We start from the raw sequence: 21879 nt of genomic DNA on the forward strand, positions 1-21879 counted from the left end.
CGCTCCTTTCAGCCTAACAAACGATGAATGCGGATAAGCCCGGCCACCAGCCGGTCCACTTCATCTTCGGTATTGTACATCGCGAGGGACGCGCGGCACATCGCAGGCACGCCGTAAAACTCCATCAGCGGCATCGCGCAATGATGGCCGGTGCGCACCGCGACGCCATAGTTATCCAGAAAACTGCCCACGTCATAGGCGTGGTGTTTGCCGAGGTTAAAGGCGATAACACCGAGCCGCTCCGCCGGGCCGTAAATCTCTAATTCCGGCACCGCCTGCAACTCGCGCAGCGCGTAAGTCATCAGCGTGCGCTCATAGTCGTGAATATTCTCAAGACCAATAGCATCGACATAATCCATCGCCGCGCCAAGCCCGATGATCCCGCCGGTATTGGGCGTGCCGGCTTCAAAGCGCCACGGCGCCGCCGCCCAGGTGGTGCCTTCCGTCAGGCTGACAGTGGCGATCATCGCACCGCCTCCTTCCCACGGCGGCATCGCCTGGAGGATATCTTCTTTGACGTACAGAATGCCGATGCCGGTAGGCCCATAGAGCTTGTGGCCGGAGAAGAGGTAGAAATCGCAGTCCAGCGCCTGGACGTCAATCTTGTGATGCATCACCGCCTGCGCGCCGTCTACCAGCACTTTCACGCCCGCCTGATGCGCCGTCGCGATTATCTCCGCGATAGGGTTTTCGGTGCCGAGCACGTTGGAGACGTGCGTCACCGCCACCAGACGGGTGCGCTCGTCGATAAGTGACGGCAGTATGTCGAGCTGCAGCGTGCCGTCCTGATTAATCGGCAGCACGCGCAACTGCGCGCCGGTACGCGCGCAGAGCATCTGCCAGGGCACAATATTGGCATGATGCTCCATCGCGGTGATGATCAGGTTATCGCCTGCGCGCAGCTGGCTGTTGCCCCAGCTGTTTGCCACGAGGTTGATCCCCTCGGTCGTACCGCGTACGAAAACGATCTCTTCCGGCAGGCGCGCGTTAATAAACTGCGCCGCCCGGGTGCGTACGGCTTCCATGCGCTGAGTCGCTTCTGCGCTCAGCGTGTGAATGCCGCGATGCACGGCCGCGTAGCCGTGGCGGTAGAATTCCGCCTCGGCCTCAATTACTGCCGTCGGCTTCTGCGCGCTGGCGGCGCTGTCGAGATAGGCCAGCGGCTGGCCGTTCACCTCGCGCGCCAGCACCGGGAAGTCACTGCGCACCTGCTGTAGAGAAAAACTCATGCCTCTCCCCCTGCGAAGCGCTGGCCGATACGCGCCAGCACCTGCTGTTTGAGCGCCTCGTCGTGGATGCTTTCAGTAAGCTCCGCGGCGAACGCGTAGATAATCATCTGCTGCGCCGCCTGTTCACTGATGCCGCGCGAACGCAGGTAGAACATCTGCTCATCGTCGATGCGGCCTACGGTCGCGCCGTGGCTGCATTTCACGTCATCGGCGTAAATTTCCAGCTGCGGTTTGGTATCGACTTCCGCAAGCCGGCCCAGCAGCAGGTTGTTGTTGGTCATCTGCCCGTCAGTTTTAATGGCGTGCTGCGCGACTTTGATCAGCCCGTTAAACACCGCGCGGCCTTTGTCGCGCACGATGGTTTTGTGCAGCTGACGGCTGTTGCAGTAACCCTTGTTGTGCTCAAGCCAGGTGCGGGTATCGCACACTTCGTTATTTACCGGCAGCGCCAGGCTGTTGACCCGCAGCGTAATGTTTTCGCCGTTAAGCTGGGTGCTGGTGTTGTGGCGCAAGACGCCCGCGCCAAGCAGATAACTGCTGCTGGCGGCCTGCGCATCCTGTGCGACCAACATATCGTTATGCGCGAAATGCCAGCTCTGCGGGTTCTCAAACGCCAGCTTATAGTGGTTTAGCTGCGCGTTGGCGCCCACCTGCATGGTCAGACGCGCGCCGGTAAAATGCGGCTGCGCGTCGCGGCTGACATAATGCTCGATAACCGTGGCCTGCGCGCCTTCCGCCAGTTCCAGATGATGACGATAGTGCACGGTGTTCATCTCATCGTCCGCGCGACCCGCGCTGATATGCATCAGCAGCAGCGCTTTGGACGGCTGCTGGTTACGCGCCACGCGAATGTGCGTCACGCTCTGCGCGAGGCTCTCGGTGAGGTGCAAAAACGCCTCCGGCTGTACCGGCGCGGGCAGCCCGCCGCGGCTGTCGTTGACGCTAATCTCAAAACCACTCTCATCAAGCGTATCGCTGAATTCTTGCGCGAAGCGGCCATCGATAAACACCATCCGCAGCGCGTCGACTGGCAGCGCCAGCGCGTCGAACGCGGCGCGGTCAAGCGACTGCGGCGCAGGCGTCACGAAATCATGCTTCAGCAAACCGTCGAGCGGCGTGTATTTCCAGTTCTCATGCTTGCGGGTGGGCAGACCGAGGCGCAGCAGCTGTTGCAGATGCTCGCGCGCCTCTTCGGAGCGCTCCCCGCCCTGCGCTTCAAACAGGCGATGCCACTGTTGCAGCGCGTTACTGCTGTTCGGTAAGCCAGCCATAGCCCTGCTCCTCCAGCTGTTTGACCAGAGAGAAGTCGCCAGACTTCACGATCCGCCCCTGATACAGCACATGGACGACATCGGGCTTGATGTAGTCCAGAATGCGCTGGTAGTGGGTGACGATGATAAACGAGCGTTTGCCGTCGCGCAGCGCGTTCACCCCTTCGGAGACGATTTTCAGGGCGTCGATATCAAGCCCGGAGTCGGTTTCGTCAAGAATACACAGATCCGGCTCCAGCACCGCCATTTGCAGGATGTCGTTACGCTTTTTCTCACCGCCGGAGAAGCCGACGTTTACCGAACGGGTCAGCAGATCTTCAGGCATTTGCAGCAGCTTAATTTTCTCTTCCATCAGATCCTGGAAGTCGAAGCGGTCAAGCTCCTCCTGGCCACGGTATTCGCGCACGGCGTTCAGCGCGGTTTGCAGAAAGAACTGGTTGCTGACGCCCGGGATCTCCACCGGATACTGGAACGCCATAAAGATGCCTTCGCCCGCGCGCTCTTCCGGCGACAGCGCCAGCAGATCTTTACCTTTAAACTGCACTTCGCCGCCGGTGATTTCATAATCCTCACGCCCGGCGAGCGTCGCGGAGAGCGTACTTTTCCCGGAGCCGTTCGGCCCCATAATGGCGTGCACTTCCCCTGGTTTTACTTCAAGGTTTAAACCGCGCAGGATAGCCTTCTCTTCCACGCTGACCTGTAAATCTTTAATGCTTAACATGTCTTATCCTTTTTCTCGCCTTAGCCGACGCTGTGCTCAAGGCTAATGGCTAATAATTTTTGCGCTTCGACCGCGAATTCCAGCGGCAGCTCTGAGAAGACATCCTTACAGAAGCCGTTAACAATCATAGAGATAGCGTCTTCTTCGCTGATCCCGCGCTGTAAGCAGTAGAACAGTTGATCTTCACCGATGCGCGAGGTCGTCGCCTCATGTTCAAGCTGGGCGCTGTTGTTGCGGCACTCGACATACGGGAATGTATGCGCGCCGCAGTCCGGGCCTATCAGCATTGAGTCGCACTGCGTAAAGTTACGGGCGTTAGTGGCGGTCGGCATGATTTTCACAAGCCCGCGATAGCTGTTCTGGCTCTGACCGGCCGAAATGCCCTTCGAGATAATCGTCGATTTCGTGTTTTTGCCGATGTGGATCATCTTGGTGCCGGTATCGGCCTGCTGATGGCCGCTGGTCAGCGCCACCGAGTAGAACTCGCCGATGGAGTTGTCGCCGCGCAGGATGACGCTCGGGTATTTCCAGGTGATCGCCGAGCCGGTTTCCGACTGAGTCCAGGACATCTTGCTGTTTTCGCCTTCGCACAGCGCGCGCTTGGTAACGAAGTTGAGAATGCCGCCGGTGTTGTTGTCGCCAGGGAACCAGTTCTGCACCGTGGAGTATTTCACTTCGGCATCTTTATGGATGATGACTTCCACCACCGCCGCGTGCAGCTGGTAGCTGTCGCGCACCGGCGCCGAGCAGCCTTCGATATAGCTTACGTAGCTGCCTTCATCCGCCACCAGGATGGTGCGCTCGAACTGGCCGGTTTTTTCCGCGTTGATGCGGAAATAGGTGGAAAGCTCCATCGGGCAGCGCACACCCTTCGGCACATAGATAAAGGTGCCGTCGGAGGCGACCGCAGCATTCAGCGCGGCGAAGAAGTTATCGTTCGAGGGCACGACGGTGCCGATGTATTTCTTCACCAGCTCCGGATGATCGTGGATAGCCTCGCCGAAGGAACAGAAGATAATCCCCTGCTCCGCCAGTTTGTCGCGGTAAGTTGTGGCAACGGAAACGGAGTCAAAAATTGCGTCCACCGCCACTTCACGGCCTTCGCGTACCGGTACGCCGAGCTGGTTAAACGCCTCTTCCACTTCCTGTGTCAGGTAGCTATTGCTGTTGCCGCCCGGCTGCTGAACGGCGCCCGGCTGGGACGCGCAGGCATCGTCGCAATGACCGCAGGACGGCGCGGAATAATAGCTGTAATCCTGATAATTGAGCTTGTCGTAATGCGCATGCAGCCAGTGGGGCTCTTCCATCTCAAGCCAGGCGCGGTAGGCGTTCAGGCGAAACTCAAGCATCCACTCAGGCTCGTTGCGTTTAGCGGAAATGGCGCGCACTACCTCTTCGTTGATGCCGTGCGCCAGTTCATCGGTCTGAAGCCGGGTAAAAAAGCCCTCTTTATAGTTCAGGGGGCCGCTCCAGGTGTTGACATCGTCAGTTGCTTCACTGTTACGGGACATAATTACTCCGCCTGGACCCCAAAACTTTCACCGCAGCCGCACGCGTGCTGCGCTTTAGGGTTATTGAATTTAAAAATCTGGTTTAAGCCTTCGCGCACGTAATCCACTTCGGTGCCGTCGATAAACGGCATCGCCTGAAGCGGAACGTACAGGCGCGCGCCTTCCGCCTCAAAAACAAGATCGTCGTCTTTAGGATCGCTGACCGTGTCCAGCACATAGCCAAACCCGGCGCAGCCGCTCTGTTTCACGCTAAGACGCACCCCCAGCAGACCCGGTTTCTGCGCCATTAAGTCGCGAATATGTTTCGCCGCGTCTGGCGTCATCGTCAGGCCCTGCCAGCTGAACTCTGCGGGGTTGAACGTACCTGCTTGTGATTCCATAGGTCTGCCTCCTGGAGTGATTGCCTGTCAGGCGATAACGCTATGTTAGTGATAATAATTATCACTTCAACCTCTGCGGATCAGGGGTATTCCCGTTAAAGGCACTTTTTGAACACTTTTATTAAGCATAGACCCTCCCTGAGAGCCTGCAGCAGGCAAAAATGACGCCTGAAAAATGTTTTTTATCAATGTCTTATTAAACGAAACGCAGAAATTAACACGTGACGATAGCGCCGCAACAAAAGATGTATCGTTTATACCTATTTATATAATAGCGCCCCTGTGGAGAGGCGGTTTGCGTAAAGGGCGGTTATGGCTGGTAATAAGGAGAAAGAAAACCCGGCGAGCGCCGGGTCAGGAGATCATTACACCACTGCCGTGGTGAGCCGTGATGAACAGCAGAGCCGGTTCTGCTCGTCAAAGATTTCTATCTGCCACACCTGATGACGACGCCCGACATGCACCGCGCGGCAGACGCCGCGCACGCGGCCGCTACGCACGCTGCGAAGATGATTAGCGTTGACCTCAAGCCCGACAACGTTTTGCTCGCCCTCGCAGCAGAGGTAGCCCGCTACCGAACCGAGCGTTTCCGCCAGCACCACTGACGCACCGCCGTGCAGCAGGCCGAATGGCTGGTGGGTACGGCTGTCCACCGGCATGGTGGCTTCAAGCTCCGCGTCATCAAGCCGGGTGAAGCGGATATCCAGCAGCCCGACCATGTTATTGGCGCCCATGGCGTTCAGCGCCTCAAGCGTGGCGGTGCGCCGCCAGATCATACAATCATCCCCAGCAGCGCCTGGAGCGGGTGGCGCACGCCGCTGCCCTCGATACGTTTTACCTGGCTGCGGCACGAATAGCCGGTCGCAAGGCAGCGGGCGCGCGGCAGCCGCTGCATCGCCTGATGCCAGGAGAGCTCATAGATGCCGAGCGAATTCTTATGGTTGTTCACCTCATGCCCGTAAGTGCCCGCCATCCCGCAGCAGCCGACATTCACGCCTTCAAGTTTCGCACCGAACTTCGCGAAAATCGCCGCCCACTGTCCGGCAGTGGCTGGCAACGCGGTCACTTCGGTGCAGTGGCCGAAGAGATACCACGGCTCGCCAGCAACCGGCGCAGCCGGACGCGCCGCCAGCGCCGTGGTGAGCCACTCATGCACCAGCTGCACGTGAAAATCGCCGCGCTCCGCGCCAAGCGTCTGCTTATATTCATCGCGATAACAGAGCACCAGCGCCGGGTCGACGCCCACCAGCGGCATTCCAAGCGCCGCCACGCGGTTTAAGAAATCGGCCGTTTTACGCGCGGTTTTCGCGAAGCGCTGGAGAAAACCTTTGATGTGCTGCGCTTTACCGTTAGGTGAAAACGGCAGCACGACCGGCTGGAAGCCGAGCTTTTCGCACAATCGAACAAAATCAGCCACCACCTGCGCGTCGTAATAGCTGGTGAACGGATCCTGCACCACCAGCACCGTGCGGGCTTTGTCCGCCTCCGGCAGCCGCTCCAGCTCTTCAAGCGTCATCCCGGCGCTGCGATGCCCCACCAGCTGCTGCTGGAGCGTTGGCGTCGAGAGCAACGGCAAATCGACCATGCCGATATGGCGCTCGGAAAGCGTGCGCACCCACGGCTGGCTCATGAAGAAGTTAAACGTTTTCGGCGCGCGGGCCATCAGCGGCGCGTAGCTCTCGACGGTCGCTATCAGATGATCGCGCATCGGACGCAGATAACGCGTGTGGTAGAGCTGCAAAAAGCGCGAGCGGAATTCCGGCACGTCGATTTTGATCGGGCACTGGGTGGAGCAGGCTTTACAGGCGAGGCAGCCGCTCATCGCCTCTTTGACCTCGTGCGAAAAATCGTACTCGCCCCGCCCCGCGTGCCAGCTGTTGCGGGTGCGCTCAATCAGTGAGCGCAGGCTCGCGCGCTTTTGCGGCAGCGCTTTCTCAAGCTGTAGCGGGTCGAGGCCGCGATCCGAGAGCAGCCGCAGCCATTCGCGCACAAGCGTAGCGCGCCCTTTCGGCGAATGAATACGGTTACTGGTGATTTTCATCGACGGACACATCGGGCTTTTCACGTCGAAGTTAAAGCACAGGCCGTTGCCGTTGCACTCCATCGCGCCGCGCCAGGAAGTGCGTACCGCAAGCGGGATCTGCCGGTCGAACGTGCCGCGCTTCACCGCGTCCACTTTCATCATCGGCGCGTCCAGGCCATACGGCGCGCAGATTTTACCGGGGTTCAGCCGGTTATCCGGATCGAATGCCGCCTTGATGCGCCGCAGCTCGTCATACAACGTGTCGCCAAAAAACGCCGGGCTGTATTCGGCGCGAAAACCTTTGCCGTGTTCGCCCCACAGTAGCCCACCATAGCGGGCAGTGAGCGCGACGACGTCATCGGAGATGCGCTTCATGAGCATCTCCTGCTGCGGATCGCACATATCCAGCGCCGGGCGTACGTGCAGCACGCCCGCGTCAACGTGGCCGAACATGCCATAGCTCAGGCCGTGGCTATCCAGCAGCGCGCGGAACTCGGCGATGTAATCAGCCAGATGCTCCGGCGGCACGCAGGTATCCTCGGCAAAAGGAATCGGCTTGGCGAGCCCTTTTGCATTGCCCAGCAGACCGACCGCCTTTTTACGCATGGCGTAAATGCGCTCGACGCCCGCGAGTTCCTGGCAAACCTGCCAGCCGATAATGCCGCTCTGCCCGCCGGCCATCTGTTCATCCAGACGCGCGCAGAGTGCCGCAACGCGCCCGTCGATAAGCGCTTCGTCATCCCCGGCGAACTCGACGATGTTGAGCCCGAGCATCTCTTTATCCGGCACGTCGGTAATCAGCTCGCGCACCGAATGCCAGACGATATCTTCGCGCGCCAGGTTCAGCACGCGCGAATCGACGGTCTCGACAGAGAGCGCCTGCGCCTCGACCATAAACGGCGCGCTGCGCAGCGCCGAGTCAAACGAATCATATTTCACGTTCACCAGACGGCGCACTTTCGGCAGCGGCGTGATGTCGAGCCGCGCTTCGGTGATAAACGCCAGCGTGCCTTCCGATCCGCACAGAATACGGGTCAGGTCGAATTCTGAAAGTGAGTCATTAAAAACGTGGCGCAGATCGTAGCCGGTGAGAAAGCGGTTGAGCTTTGGAAATTTCTCAAGGATCAGCGCGCGCTGCTCGCGGCAGCGCTCCAGCACGGTGTGGTAGACACGCCCGAGCGTGGTCTGCGCGCGGCCCAGCTCTTCGGCAAGGGCGGTCGGCATCGCCTGGGTGTCGAGGATATCGCCGCCCAGCAGCACCGCCCGCACGCCGAGAACATGATCGGACGTTTTGCCGTAAACCAGCGAGCCTTGCCCGGAGGCGTCGGTGTTGATCATCCCTCCAAGCGTGGCGCGGTTGCTCGTGGAGAGCTCCGGCGAAAAAAAGTAGCCATAGGGCTTCAGGTATTCATTGAGCTGATCTTTAATGACGCCAGCCTCGACCCGCACCCAGCCCTGCTCCGGGTTGATTTCGATGATGCGGTTCATATAGCGCGACATATCAACGACGATCCCCTGGTTCAGGGACTGGCCGTTGGTGCCAGTGCCGCCGCCGCGCGGAGTGAAAATCAGCGATGTAAAACGGGGTTCGGCGGCGAGGCGCGCCATCAGCGCCACGTCAGCGGTTGAGCGGGGGAAAATCACCGCATCGGGAAGGAGCTGATAGATACTGTTGTCGGTCGCCATCGTGAGGCGATCGGCGTAATTCGTGGCGGTATCGCCGGTAAAACCTTGTTGCTCCAGTGCCTGCAAAAAGTTCAGCACCACCTGTACCAGCCCTGGCGCCTGAGAAATTTGTGGGATCATGGATCTTGACCCTGCCTGACATTTAGATGTTGGAAGTTATCGTTTGCGTTGCGCATTCAAGGTTGTATCACATTTTTATATGTCACGCCCGCCAGAAATGCGCCGGGGCAGCGGCTATCCAAACGCCCGGAAATCACTCATCATATGAGCGCCCCGACCGGGGCGGGAACGCCGCTTTGGGCGTAACGCGTATGACAAAAGGTGAATGTGGTTTATGGTAAAACTTCGACAGCCCATGGACGTGCCGCAAATTCTGCTGTCCGTGTTGTTTCTTTCGGTCATGATCATCGCCTGCCTGTGGATTGTGCAGCCCTTTATTCTGGGGTTTGCGTGGGCAGGCACGGTGGTCATCGCCACCTGGCCGCTGCTGCTGCGGCTGCAGAAGATGCTGTGGGGCAGACGCTCACTGGCCGTAGTGGTGATGGTTCTGATGCTCATTATGCTGTTTGTGATTCCGGTAGCGTTGCTGGTTAACAGCCTCGTGGATAACAGCGCGCCGTTTATTCACTGGCTGACCTCCGGCCAGATGACCATTCCGGAACTGGCGTGGCTCAACAGCATCCCGTATGTGGGCGATAAATTGTATCTCGGCTGGCACAACCTGGTGGAGAGCGGCGGCTCGGCCATCATGGCGAAAGTGCGGCCGTATCTGGGCACGACGACCGGCTGGTTTATCGGCCAGGCCGCGCATATCGGCAGACTGCTGATGCATTGCGGCCTGATGCTGCTGTTCAGCGCCCTCCTCTACTGGCGCGGCGAGCAGGTGGCCTTTGGCATTCGCCACTTCGCTATCCGCCTGGCCTCAAAACGCGGCGACGCGGCGGTGGTGCTGGCAGGCCAGGCGATCCGCGCCGTGGCGCTCGGCGTGGTGGTCACGGCGCTGGTGCAGGGCGTGCTTGGCGGTATCGGGCTTGCGATTTCTGGCATCCCTTACGCCACGCTCCTGACCGTCGTGATGATCTTAAGCTGTCTGGTGCAGCTTGGCCCGCTGCCGGTGCTGGTGCCGGCGATTATCTGGCTTTACTGGAGCGGCGATGCCACCTGGGGCACCGTGCTGCTGGTCTGGAGCGCGGTCGTCGGCACGCTCGACAACGTTATTCGTCCGGTGCTTATCCGCATGGGTGCGGATCTGCCGATGGTGCTGATCCTGTCGGGCGTTATCGGCGGGCTTATCGCGTTCGGGATGATTGGCCTGTTTATCGGCCCGGTGCTGCTGGCGGTTTCCTGGCGCTTGTTCTCGGTGTGGGTGCGTGAAGCCCCGCTCCCGGAGAATAATTCGGAAATTGTGATCGAGGCGCTGGAAGAAAGTGAGAAAGAGAAAGTAAATAAATAAATGGAGGCGGGGAAACCCGCCTTTTACTTAAGTATTACTTATTAATTATTTCACATCCCTACTGGTCAGACCCGTGATTTATCGTAAATTCCGTCCTTTGCCGCGTTAATAATTCATTAACGCTGAACTATTGAGACGAATCTGATCGACGCAAAAAATGGATAAGCCTACTATTAATCCACGGTTATAAATCAACGCCTTGATTTATAAACATGGAAATCCCCTGAGTGAAACAACGAATTGCTGTGTGTAGTCTTTGCCCATCTCCCACGATGGGCTTTTTTTTATTCTTTAACTGGCTAATTATTGTTCAATAAAGCACTCGCTCAGCATCCGCCAGCTATTTCCAAGCTCCTGAGTTTCGCCTTCAACGATAATGGTGCCGCAGCTGCGAATATCGCCGCTATTAGCCCCAACGCGTATTTCAAACTCGCCAGGCTCGACGATACGCGCGCCATCGCGACGGGTGAAATTGAGCATATCGACCGGCACGCGAAACGTCATCCGTGCCGTGGCGCCAGGCGCCAGCGAGACACGCCCAAAGGCCTTCAACTCCTGTACGGGGCGCACCAGTGACGCCACTTTATCGCGTACATACAGTTGCACCACCTCGCTGCCCGCCTGAGCACCGCTGTTGGTTACAGTGACCGATACATCAACCTCGCCTGTCATCGGCACCCGCGACCGGGCTATCTCCAGCGCGCCGTAGCGGAATTCGGTCCAGGTTTTGCCGTAGCCGAACGGGTAACGCGAGCCGAAGTGAAACGCATACGGCGTGCCGCCGCTTTTCAGCTTATGGTTGTAGTAGTAAGGCATCGCGCCTGCGCTTTTCGGTACCGATACCACTAACCGACCCTGCGGCTCTGCCTTGCCGGTAAGCAGATCGGCAATGGCATGTCCGCCCTCCTGGCCTGGCGCCCAGGCCATTACCCAGGCGGCCACACGCGGCTCCAGCCCGCCAAGATGATAGGGCCGCCCGCCGGTCATCACCACGACCACCGGTTTGCCGGTCTCCACCAGCGCCTCCAGTAGCTGTTGCTGCACGCCCGGCAGTTGCAGGCTGTCGGTGTCGGAACCTTCACCTACAGTGCCGCTCTGGAACAACCCGGAAAGATCGCCCACAAACGCCAGCACCACGTCGCTTTCCGCAGCGAGCGCCGCTGCCTCGGGGATGAGCGACACGTCGTCTGAGACCGGCGATTGCTGCATCGGTTTTTCGCCGCTGTCGCCAGGGAACACCGGCGCGCCTGCCATACGTTTCTCAATAATATGACAGCCTTTGGCATAGCCCGTGAGCGCGCTGCCGAGTTGTTCGCGCAGTGCGGCAAGAGGCGTCGTCACCTGGCTTGTCTGCTCCAGCATATCGCTGATGATGAGATGCACCGGGAAGCTGTAGCCGCTCAGCAGCGCCAGCGGATCGTCCGCGGTCGGCCCGACGACCGCCACGCGCGGCGCGCCCTGAAGCGGCAGCACGCCGTTATTTTCAAGCAGCGTCAGCGAACGCGCCGCCACCTCGCGGGCGGTGCGCCGCGTCTCGTCGCTCTGCAGCGTAATGCTGTTTTCATCGGCATACGGATGTTCAAACAGCCCGAGACGGAATTTCTCGGTTAAGACGCGCGCCACAATCTCATCTACTTTTTCCATCGTGATAAGCCCACGCGCCAGCGCGTCCGCCAGATGGCGCGCGCAGTCATCCTTCGGCAGTTCGATATCAAGCCCCGCGTTAAAGGCGAGCGCCGCCGAGTGCGCCGCGTCCTGCGCCACGCCGTGATGCTGATGCAGCAGGCTCACGCCGCCGTAGTCGGCGACGATAATGCCGTCGAAGCCCCACTGCTCGCGCAGCACCTGCGTGAGCAGAAAATCATCGGCGTGGGTCGGCACATTATCGATATCGTGATAAGCGGGCATTACGGAGCCCGCTTGCGCCAGCTTAATCGCCATTTCGAACGGCAGCAGGAAGGTGTCGTTAAGTTCGCAAAAGCCGAGGTGAACCGGCGCATGGTTGCGCGCCCCTTCGCTGAAAGAGTGCCCCACATAATGTTTGAGCGTCGCCAGCAGATCCCGCTGCGGCCCCTGAAGTCCTTTTACGTAGTGCGTCGCCATCACGCCCACCAGCCACGGATCTTCGCCGAAGGTCTCTTCGGTGCGGCCCCAGCGCACGTCGCGGGACACATCGAGCACCGGCGCGAGGCCCTGATGACAGCCAACGGCGCGCGCTTCGCGCCCTATCGCCTGCGCCGCCTGCTCCACCAGCTGCGGATCCCAGGTCGAGCCGTAGTTAAGCGACGACGGGAACAGCGTCGCGTCTTTGCATAACAGCCCCACCAGGCACTCTTCATGAAACATGGCGGGAATGCCGAGCCGCGTCTCTTCCACCAGCATTTTCTGCAACCGGTTGGCGGCGCGCACGCCCTCCTGCGGCGCGACGATATGGGTGCCGAGCGGGCGGGTTATCTGCCCCGCGCCGCGTTTCAGGCGCTCGGCCAGCGCCGCCTGCTGGGTCGCGCCGGAAAACTCATCGCTAAGATCGGTGCGCTCCCGGTGGTCGCCCTCCGGCGACAGCACCAGCCAGTAAGCGTGCATCTGGGCGAATTTCTCCTCCGGCGTCATGCGGGCGAGCAAATCGGCGACGCGTTCAGCCACCGGACGGGTTGGGTCCTTATAGATAGTCATCGGTTACTCCTGAATTGCAGGCTTGAGAGAGGCGGTGTCTTCGCGCACCTGGCGCTTTTGCACCAGCTCCGCGGCGATAGCGGCCACGCGACGGCTGCTGAGCTGATAGAAGCAGAGCAGTAGCGCCATCAGTAAAAACAGCGCGCAGGGGATAAGCGTGAACAGCGCGTTAATGGTGGTCAGCACGCTGGCGCTTTGCGTGGCCTGGTTTGGCAGGTAATCGACCATGCCGAGGATCCAGCCCACCACCGCGCCGCCGAGCGCCAGGCCGAGCTTGATGGCGAAGAGCGCGGTTGAGAACACCAGCCCGTCAAGGCGGCGTCCGCTGCGGTGTTCTTCATAGTCCACCACGTCGGAAAACATGGTCCATTGCAGCGGTGTGGTGAGGTTCTGAATAAAGCTGAAGACAATATTGATAGCGAAAATTAACCAGACGGCGGTTGGGGGAATAAAGAAGATCAGCGCCGCGAGCGCCACAAAGCTAATAATGGTCCACTGATAAGAACGCACGCGGTCATATTTTCCGAGCAGGCGTTCTGATAATAACGCGCCGGTCAGATTCGCCACCATGCCGGCGACAATAAATAAAAACACCAGATCCGGGCGCAGCAGCACATACTTCACGTAATACATTGTCGCGGAGCCGCGCGTGACCACAGCGGTTAATAGTAAAATATTAAACAGGAAAATGATGCGCCACTGGCTGTTAGCCGCCAGCAGTTTTAAATCTTTCAGCATGGAGCTGCTGGCGTCATTCACCGGCAGATAACGCTCGCGGGTCATAAAAAAGCAGCAAAAGAAAAGTACCACGCCGAGCGCGCCCATCAGGCCCATTGCGTAGAAATAGCCTTTCTGCGCGTTGCCGCTGCCGAGCCAGTCGACCATCGGCAGCGCAATCACGGTAACAATAAGCCCGCCGATAAAAGAGAGCCCGAAGCGCCAGGATTGCAGCGAATGGCGCTCGCGTGGGTCCATGGTCAGCGAGCCGGGCATGGCGCAATAGGGCACGTTAATGGCAGAGTAAACGAGGCTCAGGATGCTGTAAGTGACGCAAGCGTAAACGATTTTCGTGGTTTCGCCAGCCTGTGGCACATAGAAAGTAATAAGACAACTCACGCCGAAAGGAATGGCGAACCAGAGCAGCCAGGGGCGGAAACGGCCATAGCGAGTACGGGTGCGGTCCACCAGCGCGCCGATGCAGGGATCGACAAACGCGTCCACCGCCCTGACCAGTAAAAACATGGTGCCCATAATCGCTGCGGGCAGACCGAAAACATCCGTATAAAAATAGGCGAGAAATAGCGTCGCGGTTTGCCAGACCAGCGCGCTCGCCATATCGCCTAAGCCGTATCCTATTTTATCTTTTGTCGTAAGAGCAGAGGTGAGGTTCATTATTATTGGCCTTATCAACGTTAGAAAGCGTGTTGTCTCGCACGCAAACCACGGGTGCGATATCAGGCCTAAGTATTGTGAACGCGTCGCCCCCCAACAATTGCAGAAATCCACAGCCAGTTTATGATTTTTTGCTTTTTCCCGTATTTGTGATGGGGTGCAAATTACTCGCCCAAAATAAAAAACCCGCCATCAGGCGGGTTTTTAAAATATATTGCTACTAGTGCTTAAGCTCTGCCAGGCTTAACCAGGTTTGCACCACCGTATCCGGGTTGAGCGAGAGCGAATCAATCCCTTCTTCCATTAACCAGGCGGCGAAGTCCTCGTGATCTGACGGCCCCTGACCGCAGATGCCGACATATTTGCCCTGCTTTTTCGCGGCGCGAATCGCCATGGAGAGCAGCGCTTTCACGGCCTCGTTGCGCTCGTCGAACAGTTCCGAGACGACGCCAGAATCGCGGTCAAGACCGAGCGCCAGCTGTGTCATGTCGTTGGAGCCAATCGAGAAGCCGTCAAAGTGCTCAAGGAACTGGTCGGCCAGCAGCGCGTTAGACGGGATTTCGCACATCATAATCACTTTCAGCCCGTTCTCACCGCGCTTAAGGCCCTGTCGCGCCAGCTCGTCCACCACCGCTTTCGCCTGATCCACGGTGCGCACGAACGGGATCATGATTTCAACGTTAGTGAGGCCCATGTCGTTACGCACGCGTTTCACCGCCTCGCACTCCAGAGCGAAGCAGTCGCGGAAGCTGTCGGCCACGTAACGCCCCGCGCCGCGGAAACCCAGCATCGGGTTCTCTTCATGCGGCTCATAACGCTCGCCGCCCACCAGATTTGCGTATTCGTTGGATTTAAAGTCAGACAGACGCACAATAACGCGCTTTGGCCAGAACGCCGCGCCGAGCGTCGCGATACCTTCGGTGAGACGCCCGACATAAAACTCAACCGGGTTGTCGAAGCCTTTCATCATCTCGCGGATCTGGTTTTGCAGCGCCGGCTCCTGCTGGTCGAACTCCAGCAGCGCGCGCGGATGCACGCCAATCATGCGGTTAATGATAAATTCGAGACGCGCCAGGCCGACACCCTCGTTGGGCAGACAGGCGAAGTCAAACGCGCGATCCGGGTTGCCGACGTTCATCATCACCTTCAGCGGCAGATCCGGCATGGTATCTACGCTTGAGCTTTTCACGCTGAAATCCAGCAGATCGGCGTAGACATAGCCGGTGTCCCCTTCGGCGCAGGAGACCGTGACTTTCTCGTCGTCTTTAATGCGCTCGGTGGCGTCGCCGCAACCAACAACCGCCGGAATGCCCAGTTCACGGGCGATAATCGCCGCATGACAGGTGCGCCCGCCGCGGTTAGTCACGATAGCCGCCGCTTTTTTCATAATAGGTTCCCAGTCCGGGTCGGTCATATCGGTGACCAGCACATCACCCGGCTGAATGCGGTTCATTTCGCTGATGTCGTGGATAACCTTCACGGTGCCCGCGCCGATGCGATGCCCGATAGCGCGACCCTCGGTCACCACTTTGCCCTGCGAATGCAGCGTGTAGCGCTCCATCACCTGGCCGCGCGAGCGCACGGTTTCCGGGCGCGCCTGCACGATAAAGAGTTTGCCGGTATGGCCGTCTTTAGCCCACTCGATATCCATCGGTCGGCCGTAGTGTTTCTCAATCTGCACCGCCTGTTTAGCGAGCTCCTGCACCTCGTCCGGCGTGATGCAGAACTGGTCCCGATCGGCCTGCGGCACATCTTCGATGCGCACCTGTTTGCCGTGCTCCTGCGTGTCGGCGTAAACCATGCGGATTTTTTTCGAGCCCATCGTGCGGCGCACAATCGCCGGACGGCCTTCCGCCAGGCCCGGCTTATGTACGTAGAATTCGTCCGGGTTGACTGCGCCCTGCACTACCATTTCGCCAAGGCCATACGCGGCGGTGATAAACACCACCTGATCGAAGCCCGATTCGGTGTCGATGGAGAACATCACGCCTGAGGCGGCGAGATCCGAGCGCACCATGCGCTGCACACCCGCCGAGAGCGCCACGCCGCGGTGATCGTAGCCCTGATGCACGCGATAGGAGATGGCGCGGTCGTTAAACAGCGAGGCGAAGACGTGCTTCACCGCCACCATGACGGCGTCGATACCCTGCACGTTAAGGAAAGTTTCCTGCTGACCGGCGAACGAGGCGTCCGGCATATCTTCGGCGGTGGCGGAGGAGCGCACCGCAAAGGAGGCTTCGGCGTCATCGGCGGAAAGCTGGGCGTAGGCGTCGCGAATAGCCTGCTCCAGTTCCGGCTGGAAAGGGGTATCGACTATCCACTGACGGATCTGCGAGCCGGCTTTCGCCAGTTCGGTCACGTCGTCGATATCGGTTTTATCCAGCAGTTCATAGATGCGCTGGTTGACGCCACGGCTTTCGAGGAACTGATTAAACGCCTCGGCGGTGGTCGCAAACCCGTTTGGCACAGAGACGCCCATACCGGACAGGTTAGTAATCATTTCACCGAGGGAGGCGTTTTTGCCCCCAACTCTGTCTACATCATTCATGCCGAGCTGGTTATACCAAAGTATGAGCGATGACGAGCCATTGTTGGACATCGAAGCAATCCTTTTATGATATATGAACGGGATTAAGAAACACCTGACAGCCGTTTTAGCCTGGCATAGAAAAGGCGGCGGGAAAAACGGTGAATCGTTCAAGCAAATTGAAAATTTCAAATTTTCAGACAAATTCTGCATTTGGTAACTGATTGATTAGGCTGGGATACTCTTTTGGTCTATGATTTTCAGTGATATTCATGAGATGAAACGCGTCTTCTGGCAGAAATAAAAACAGCGTTTCATTTCAAAAAATGAGAGAAATGCCATGCCTCACGCTCGGGCATTATTTTATGCTTGAGACGATACTCAACCTGAATTAAGGACAGATACCATGGATAGTGTTGTTGATCGCCAGGTTTTTTATATTTCCGACGGCACCGCGATTACCGCTGAGGTATTAGGCCATGCGGTGATGTCGCAATTTCCCGTCAGCATCAACAGCATTACCCTGCCGTTTGTGGAAAATGAAAGCCGCGCCAGAGCGGTAAAAGAGCAGATCGACGCCATCTACCAGCAGACCGGCGTGCGCCCGCTGGTGTTCTACTCCATCGTGCTGCCGCAAGTGCGCGACATCATTCTGCAAAGCCAGGGGTTTTGCCAGGATATCGTTCAGGCGCTGGTCGCTCCGCTTCAGGAAGAGTTAAGGCTCGACCCGACGCCGGTCGCTCACCGCACCCACGGCCTTAACCCGGCCAATATCACCAAATATGACGCACGCATCGCGGCGATCGATTACACGCTCGCCCACGACGACGGCATCTCAATGCGTAATCTCGACCAGGCGCAGGTGATCCTGCTTGGCGTGTCGCGCTGCGGTAAAACGCCCACCAGCCTCTATCTCGCCATGCAGTTCGGCATCCGGGCCGCCAACTACCCCTTTATTGCCGACGACATGGATAACCTGAACCTGCCCGCAGCGCTGCGCCCCTTCCAGCATAAGCTGTTCGGCCTGACGATTAACCCTGAGCGGCTGGCGGCTATTCGTGAGGAGCGGCGTGAAAACAGCCGGTATGCCTCCATGCGCCAGTGCCGTCTGGAAGTGGCTGAAGTCGAAGCGCTTTATCGCAAACACCAGATCCCCTACCTCAACAGCACTAACTATTCGGTAGAAGAGATAGCGACCAAAATTCTCGACATCATGGGTCTTAGCCGACGCATGTACTGATAAACTAGTACAAAGGTGCAACAATCTGTGTTACGGTGGCGTTACGTGGCCTGATGAATCCGTCAATAGCCTTGAATTCAGGGCAGATTGGTTTATCGTGATGCCCATCACTTCCGGCGCTGATGCCGATGAAGCAACAGATTCTGAGACACCCATGATTAAAACCGATGAACTTCGTACGGCACGCATCGACAGCCTGGTGACACCCGCTGAGCTTGCCGCGCGCTATCCCGTCACGGAGGCGGTCGCAGGCCATGTGCTTGACGCCCGCCGCCGTATTGAAAAAATTCTTAATGGCGACGATCAGCGCCTGCTGGTGGTTATCGGGCCCTGCTCGATTCACGACACCCGCGCGGCGGTCGATTACGCAGGCCGCCTGGCGCAACTGCGGGAAAAATATGATTCCCGGCTGGAAATCGTCATGCGCACCTATTTTGAAAAGCCGCGCACGGTGGTCGGCTGGAAGGGGCTGATTTCCGATCCGGATCTTAACGGCAGCTACCGCGTGAATCACGGTATTGAGCAGGCACGCCGCCTGCTGCTGGAGGTCAACGCGCTGGGCGTGCCGACAGCTACCGAGTTTCTCGATATGGTGGTCGGGCAGTATATTTCCGATCTCATCAGCTGGGGCGCCATCGGCGCACGCACGACCGAGAGCCAGATCCACCGTGAAATGGCCTCGGCGCTCTCCTGCCCGGTGGGCTTTAAAAACGGCACCGACGGCAACACCCGTATCGCGGTGGACGCCATCCGCGCGGCGCGCACCAGCCATATGTTCCTCTCACCCGATAAACATGGCCGGATGACGATTTACCAGACCAGCGGCAACCCCTACGGTCATATCATCATGCGCGGCGGCAAAACGCCGAATTATGACGCGCAGGCCATTAACGATGCCTGCGAAGCGCTGCGCGAATTTAACCTGCCGGAGCGGCTGGTGGTGGATTTCAGCCACGGTAATTGCCAGAAGCAGCACCGGCGTCAGCTCGACGTCTGTGACGATATCTGCCGGCAGATCCGCGCAGGCTCAACACAGGTGGCGGGCGTGATGGTGGAGAGCTTTATCGCCGAAGGCACCCAGAAAATCGTTCCCGGCACGCCGCTGACCTACGGTCAGTCGATTACCGACCCGTGCCTCGGCTGGGAGGAGAGCGAAATCCTGCTGGAGCGCCTTGCCGACGCGGTTGAAAGCCGCCTCTGAGCGCGGAGCCTTCCACGCGAAATAAAAAGGGAAACCGACGGGTTTCCCTTTTTTATGTGCCTAGCTTGAACAACTCACTTCGAGATGTTTTCCCCAGTCCGGCGGACGATGCGTGTAGTCATCGTCGCGATCGGCGAAGGGGTTACGCAGCGCGTCAAGCAGACGCGAGAGTTCGCTCGCGTCGTCGCGCTCCGCCGCCTCGATAGCACGCTGAGCCAGCCAGTTGCGCAGCACCAGCGCCGGATTGACGGATTTCATCAGCCGCTGGCGGGCGTCATCTTCCACGCCCTCTTCCTGCAACCGCGCGCGATAACGCGCAAACCAGGCGTCAAACGTCGCGCGATCGATAAACTCATCGCGCAGCGGCGAGGCCGTCGCCCCTTGCTCGGTGACGCTCAGCATTCTGAAGGTGCGCGTGTAGTCGCTCCCCTCGCGCGCCATTAGCGTCAGTAACTCGCGCAGATAGTCGTTGTCGCCCTCTTTCTCGACGGTGAAGCCGAGTTTCGCGCGCATCTGTTTGCCCCACTCGCGCAGCAGCGCGGGCTGGTATTCATCCAGCAGCGCGTTAAGCCGCTCCGCCGGAATAATCGGTGAGAGCGCCTGCGCCAGACGTTGCAGATTCCACAACCCGACGCCCGGCTGGTTGTCGAACGCGTAACGGCCCTGATAGTCGGTATGGTTGCAGATAAAGCCCGGGTTGTAGTCGTCGAGAAAACCGTACGGGCCGTAGTCCATCGTCAGCCCGAGCACCGACATATTATCGGTGTTCATTACCCCGTGGGCGAAACCGACGCACTGCCAGCTCGCCATCAGCTTTGCGGTGCGCGTCACCACTTCGCCAAACCAGAGCGCGAAGCGGTCTTCCTCCTGCGCCAGATGCGCAAAGTGGTGCGCGATAACATATTGCGCGAGTTCGCGTACCTGTTCCGGCTCGCGACGGTAATAAAAATGCTCGAAATGCCCGAAGCGTACGTGGCTTTCGGCAATGCGCATTAACATCGCGCCGCGCTCGGTGGTTTCGCGCCGCACCGGGGTGTCGCTGGTGACGATGCTGAGCGCGCGCGTGGTGGGAATACCGAGCCCGTGCATCGCTTCGGAGGCGAGAAACTCGCGCACCGTGGAGCGCAGCACCGCGCGGCCATCGCCCATGCGGGAGTACGGGGTCAGCCCCGCGCCTTTCAGGTGCCAGTCAACCTTGCGGCCATCGCTGAGCTGCTGCTCGCCGAGCAGGATGCCGCGACCGTCGCCGAGCTGACCGGCCCAGACGCCGAACTGGTGACCGCTGTAAACCTGCGCCAGCGGCGCCATACCGGGCAGCAGCGTTTCGCCGCCCCAGACGCCCGCCGGCCCCTCATAGTCAAACAGCGTATCCGGGAGTTCCAGCGCCTGCGCCAGCGGTGCGTTGTGGCACAGCAGGCGACTGTTACTGAGCGGCGTAGGGGTGAGTTCAGTATAAAAACCTGGCAGTTCATCGCGCCAGGTGGCGGTAAAGTGGGGATTTTGGCTCATGGCTCCTCCTGCACTAAGTGTAGTGCGTTATGGAGGCCTTAAACACAGCGCAGGTTTAAGGTTATTGCGTCATCGCAAGGGTGAGGACCAGCGTTTCACCATCCATAGCGGGCCACAGCGCGCCCTGCACGCCGTTAAAGCCGAGGCTGCGTGCCTCATGGAGCGCTTCGTCGTTATCGACGCCGGGCAGGATCAGCGTCTGGCAGCAGGGCCCGACCTGGTTGGCGATAGCGTACATAAAAGGCTCAAACATGCCGCCTGCGCGCCGTTTCTGGACAAAGGTTTTGTCGAGCGCCACGCGCCGGAACAGTCCGTCGAAAATGGCACGTCCTGTCGCGGCGCCGGCACCGAAGTTACATAGCATTAACGGAAAATAACGAGATAAAGAAAAGATGGCTTTATTTTCTTTACCTTTATTAAGTTCAGGAAAATTCTCATTAATGCCTAATTCCAGAAACGGTAATTGCGCGAGACGCGCCCGTAATGTCGGGCTGGATAAAATAGCGCTGGCTATCTTATGATCAATCTTTACCACCGCGAACAGCGCGTTTTTTATAAATGCCTCGCGCCATTTTTCGATCAAACTTATTTTTTCGTAAAAAAGCATTAATCTTTCTTCAGCATTAATTCGCGGGATAATGAATTCCGTGGGGAAGCGCACCTGCGCATTCAGGCTGGTGAAATTGGCGATAACTTCCATCCCCAGCAGCCCCCCTGACGGATGGGCGATCGGGGCGAACAGCAGATGAGACTGATACCGTGTATCGAGCGAAACAATCATATTGTCTGCCCTGCGCGTTATTAATAGGAGCCCGCTATACTGGATTAAGTTACTACCACGTGCAACCTGATTGATTCTGTTAAACTATTTATCCAGCCGTTTCGGTGCCAATTTCAGAATACTCCTTACAGAAAGAGCTTATCCTGGTATTTCATTTGGCACCAGTGCCGGGTCGATCCTTTACAGAATCGCGCCCCGTCATTTTTGACATTAATATTTACGGCTGACACTCACAAGCCGGTAATTTTTACGCGTTGAACCGGGACATTTTGCTAATGGGAA

General features: G+C 58.4%; 15 protein-coding genes and 1 other RNA gene. 4 read left to right on the top strand and 12 right to left on the bottom strand.

All coding sequences use genetic code 11. The features are described 5' to 3' along the window. Window positions 1-8: 8 nt before the first annotated feature. The 7 genes from sufS to ydiJ form a co-directional block, all read right to left on the bottom strand. On the bottom strand, window positions 9-1229 hold the full coding sequence (sufS, locus tag AFK63_RS09895) for a cysteine desulfurase SufS (protein ID WP_038863307.1): 1221 nt from the start codon (window positions 1227-1229) through the stop codon (window positions 9-11). Beyond that, entirely contained in the window at window positions 1226-2500 is a 1275-nt protein-coding gene (sufD, locus tag AFK63_RS09900) for a Fe-S cluster assembly protein SufD (RefSeq protein ID WP_038863310.1), read from the bottom strand. The genes sufS and sufD overlap by 4 nt, the downstream gene beginning before the upstream one ends. After that, a complete protein-coding gene (sufC, locus tag AFK63_RS09905; RefSeq protein ID WP_038863311.1) occupies window positions 2475-3221 on the bottom strand; it encodes a Fe-S cluster assembly ATPase SufC in 747 nt (248 codons plus the stop codon). Before sufC ends, sufD begins: the two co-directional genes overlap by 26 nt. 20 nt (window positions 3222-3241) lie before the next feature. Continuing rightward, the gene (gene sufB, locus AFK63_RS09910) at window positions 3242-4732 is read right to left on the bottom strand and encodes a Fe-S cluster assembly protein SufB (protein WP_038863312.1); all 1491 of its coding nucleotides are present in this window, start codon (window positions 4730-4732) and stop codon (window positions 3242-3244) included. A gap of 2 nt (window positions 4733-4734) precedes the next feature. After that, window positions 4735-5112: a Fe-S cluster assembly scaffold SufA gene (gene sufA / locus AFK63_RS09915; RefSeq protein ID WP_038863314.1), complete on the bottom strand. Its 378-nt coding sequence runs from the start codon at window positions 5110-5112 to the stop codon at window positions 4735-4737. A gap of 365 nt (window positions 5113-5477) precedes the next feature. After that, window positions 5478-5888, bottom strand: a complete 411-nt coding sequence (gene menI / locus AFK63_RS09920) for a 1,4-dihydroxy-2-naphthoyl-CoA hydrolase (RefSeq protein WP_038863315.1) — start codon at window positions 5886-5888, stop codon at window positions 5478-5480. Beyond that, complete coding sequence (gene ydiJ / locus AFK63_RS09925) at window positions 5885-8941, bottom strand: D-2-hydroxyglutarate dehydrogenase YdiJ (protein WP_053531572.1); 3057 nt, start codon at window positions 8939-8941, stop codon at window positions 5885-5887. The genes menI and ydiJ overlap by 4 nt, the downstream gene beginning before the upstream one ends. A gap of 214 nt (window positions 8942-9155) precedes the next feature. Between ydiJ and ydiK the strand changes: the two genes are divergently transcribed. Together ydiK and rprA are read left to right on the top strand one after the other, a co-directional pair. Further along, window positions 9156-10274: an AI-2E family transporter YdiK gene (gene ydiK, locus AFK63_RS09930; RefSeq protein ID WP_038863384.1), complete on the top strand. Its 1119-nt coding sequence runs from the start codon at window positions 9156-9158 to the stop codon at window positions 10272-10274. A gap of 180 nt (window positions 10275-10454) precedes the next feature. Next, window positions 10455-10562, top strand: an RNA gene (gene rprA, locus AFK63_RS20430) — antisense sRNA RprA. Window positions 10563-10577: 15 nt separating this feature from the next. Here rprA and AFK63_RS09935 read toward each other — a convergent pair. From AFK63_RS09935 to ppsA, 3 genes are all read right to left on the bottom strand, one after another. After that, on the bottom strand, window positions 10578-12947 hold the full coding sequence (locus AFK63_RS09935; RefSeq protein WP_038863316.1) for a glycoside hydrolase family 3 N-terminal domain-containing protein: 2370 nt from the start codon (window positions 12945-12947) through the stop codon (window positions 10578-10580). A 3-nt stretch (window positions 12948-12950) separates the two neighbouring features. Next, complete coding sequence (locus tag AFK63_RS09940; RefSeq protein ID WP_038863319.1) at window positions 12951-14339, bottom strand: MFS transporter; 1389 nt, start codon at window positions 14337-14339, stop codon at window positions 12951-12953. Window positions 14340-14559: 220 nt separating this feature from the next. After that, the gene (ppsA, locus tag AFK63_RS09945) at window positions 14560-16938 is read right to left on the bottom strand and encodes a phosphoenolpyruvate synthase (RefSeq protein ID WP_038863320.1); all 2379 of its coding nucleotides are present in this window, start codon (window positions 16936-16938) and stop codon (window positions 14560-14562) included. A 334-nt stretch (window positions 16939-17272) separates the two neighbouring features. Here ppsA and ppsR point away from each other — a divergent pair, with 334 nt between their 5' ends. Continuing rightward, window positions 17273-18106, top strand: coding sequence for a posphoenolpyruvate synthetase regulatory kinase/phosphorylase PpsR (ppsR, locus tag AFK63_RS09950; protein ID WP_038863322.1), 834 nt, complete (start codon window positions 17273-17275; stop codon window positions 18104-18106). A 154-nt stretch (window positions 18107-18260) separates the two neighbouring features. Next, on the top strand, window positions 18261-19307 hold the full coding sequence (locus AFK63_RS09955; RefSeq protein ID WP_038863323.1) for a 3-deoxy-7-phosphoheptulonate synthase: 1047 nt from the start codon (window positions 18261-18263) through the stop codon (window positions 19305-19307). Window positions 19308-19367: 60 nt separating this feature from the next. Here the strand turns inward: AFK63_RS09955 and selO are convergent, their stop codons facing one another. Both selO and AFK63_RS09965 read right to left on the bottom strand, forming a co-directional pair. Further along, entirely contained in the window at window positions 19368-20816 is a 1449-nt protein-coding gene (gene selO / locus AFK63_RS09960) for a protein adenylyltransferase SelO (RefSeq protein ID WP_038863325.1), read from the bottom strand. A 61-nt stretch (window positions 20817-20877) separates the two neighbouring features. Next, entirely contained in the window at window positions 20878-21597 is a 720-nt protein-coding gene (locus tag AFK63_RS09965) for an EAL domain-containing protein (RefSeq protein ID WP_038863330.1), read from the bottom strand. Window positions 21598-21879 lie beyond the last annotated feature (282 nt).

This window comes from Cronobacter muytjensii ATCC 51329, from assembly GCF_001277195.1.
GTDB classification, from domain to species: domain Bacteria; phylum Pseudomonadota; class Gammaproteobacteria; order Enterobacterales; family Enterobacteriaceae; genus Cronobacter; species Cronobacter muytjensii.

Bases quoted from the DNA above. Each gene is read 5' to 3' on its own strand.
- AFK63_RS09965 (WP_038863330.1), bottom strand. From the start codon at position 21,597: ATGATTGTTTCGCTCGATACACGGTATCAGTCTCATCTGCTGTTCGCC.
- AFK63_RS09935 (WP_038863316.1), bottom strand. From the start codon at position 12,947: ATGACTATCTATAAGGACCCAACCCGTCCGGTGGCTGAACGCGTCGCC.
- sufC (WP_038863311.1), bottom strand. From the start codon at position 3,221: ATGTTAAGCATTAAAGATTTACAGGTCAGCGTGGAAGAGAAGGCTATC.
- AFK63_RS09940 (WP_038863319.1), bottom strand. From the start codon at position 14,339: ATGAACCTCACCTCTGCTCTTACGACAAAAGATAAAATAGGATACGGC.
- ppsA (WP_038863320.1), bottom strand. From the start codon at position 16,938: ATGTCCAACAATGGCTCGTCATCGCTCATACTTTGGTATAACCAGCTC.
- ydiK (WP_038863384.1), top strand. From the start codon at position 9,156: ATGGTAAAACTTCGACAGCCCATGGACGTGCCGCAAATTCTGCTGTCC.
- sufA (WP_038863314.1), bottom strand. From the start codon at position 5,112: ATGGAATCACAAGCAGGTACGTTCAACCCCGCAGAGTTCAGCTGGCAG.
- selO (WP_038863325.1), bottom strand. From the start codon at position 20,816: ATGAGCCAAAATCCCCACTTTACCGCCACCTGGCGCGATGAACTGCCA.
- ppsR (WP_038863322.1), top strand. From the start codon at position 17,273: ATGGATAGTGTTGTTGATCGCCAGGTTTTTTATATTTCCGACGGCACC.
- ydiJ (WP_053531572.1), bottom strand. From the start codon at position 8,941: ATGATCCCACAAATTTCTCAGGCGCCAGGGCTGGTACAGGTGGTGCTG.
- menI (WP_038863315.1), bottom strand. From the start codon at position 5,888: ATGATCTGGCGGCGCACCGCCACGCTTGAGGCGCTGAACGCCATGGGC.
- sufB (WP_038863312.1), bottom strand. From the start codon at position 4,732: ATGTCCCGTAACAGTGAAGCAACTGACGATGTCAACACCTGGAGCGGC.
- AFK63_RS09955 (WP_038863323.1), top strand. From the start codon at position 18,261: ATGATTAAAACCGATGAACTTCGTACGGCACGCATCGACAGCCTGGTG.
- sufS (WP_038863307.1), bottom strand. From the start codon at position 1,229: ATGAGTTTTTCTCTACAGCAGGTGCGCAGTGACTTCCCGGTGCTGGCG.
- sufD (WP_038863310.1), bottom strand. From the start codon at position 2,500: ATGGCTGGCTTACCGAACAGCAGTAACGCGCTGCAACAGTGGCATCGC.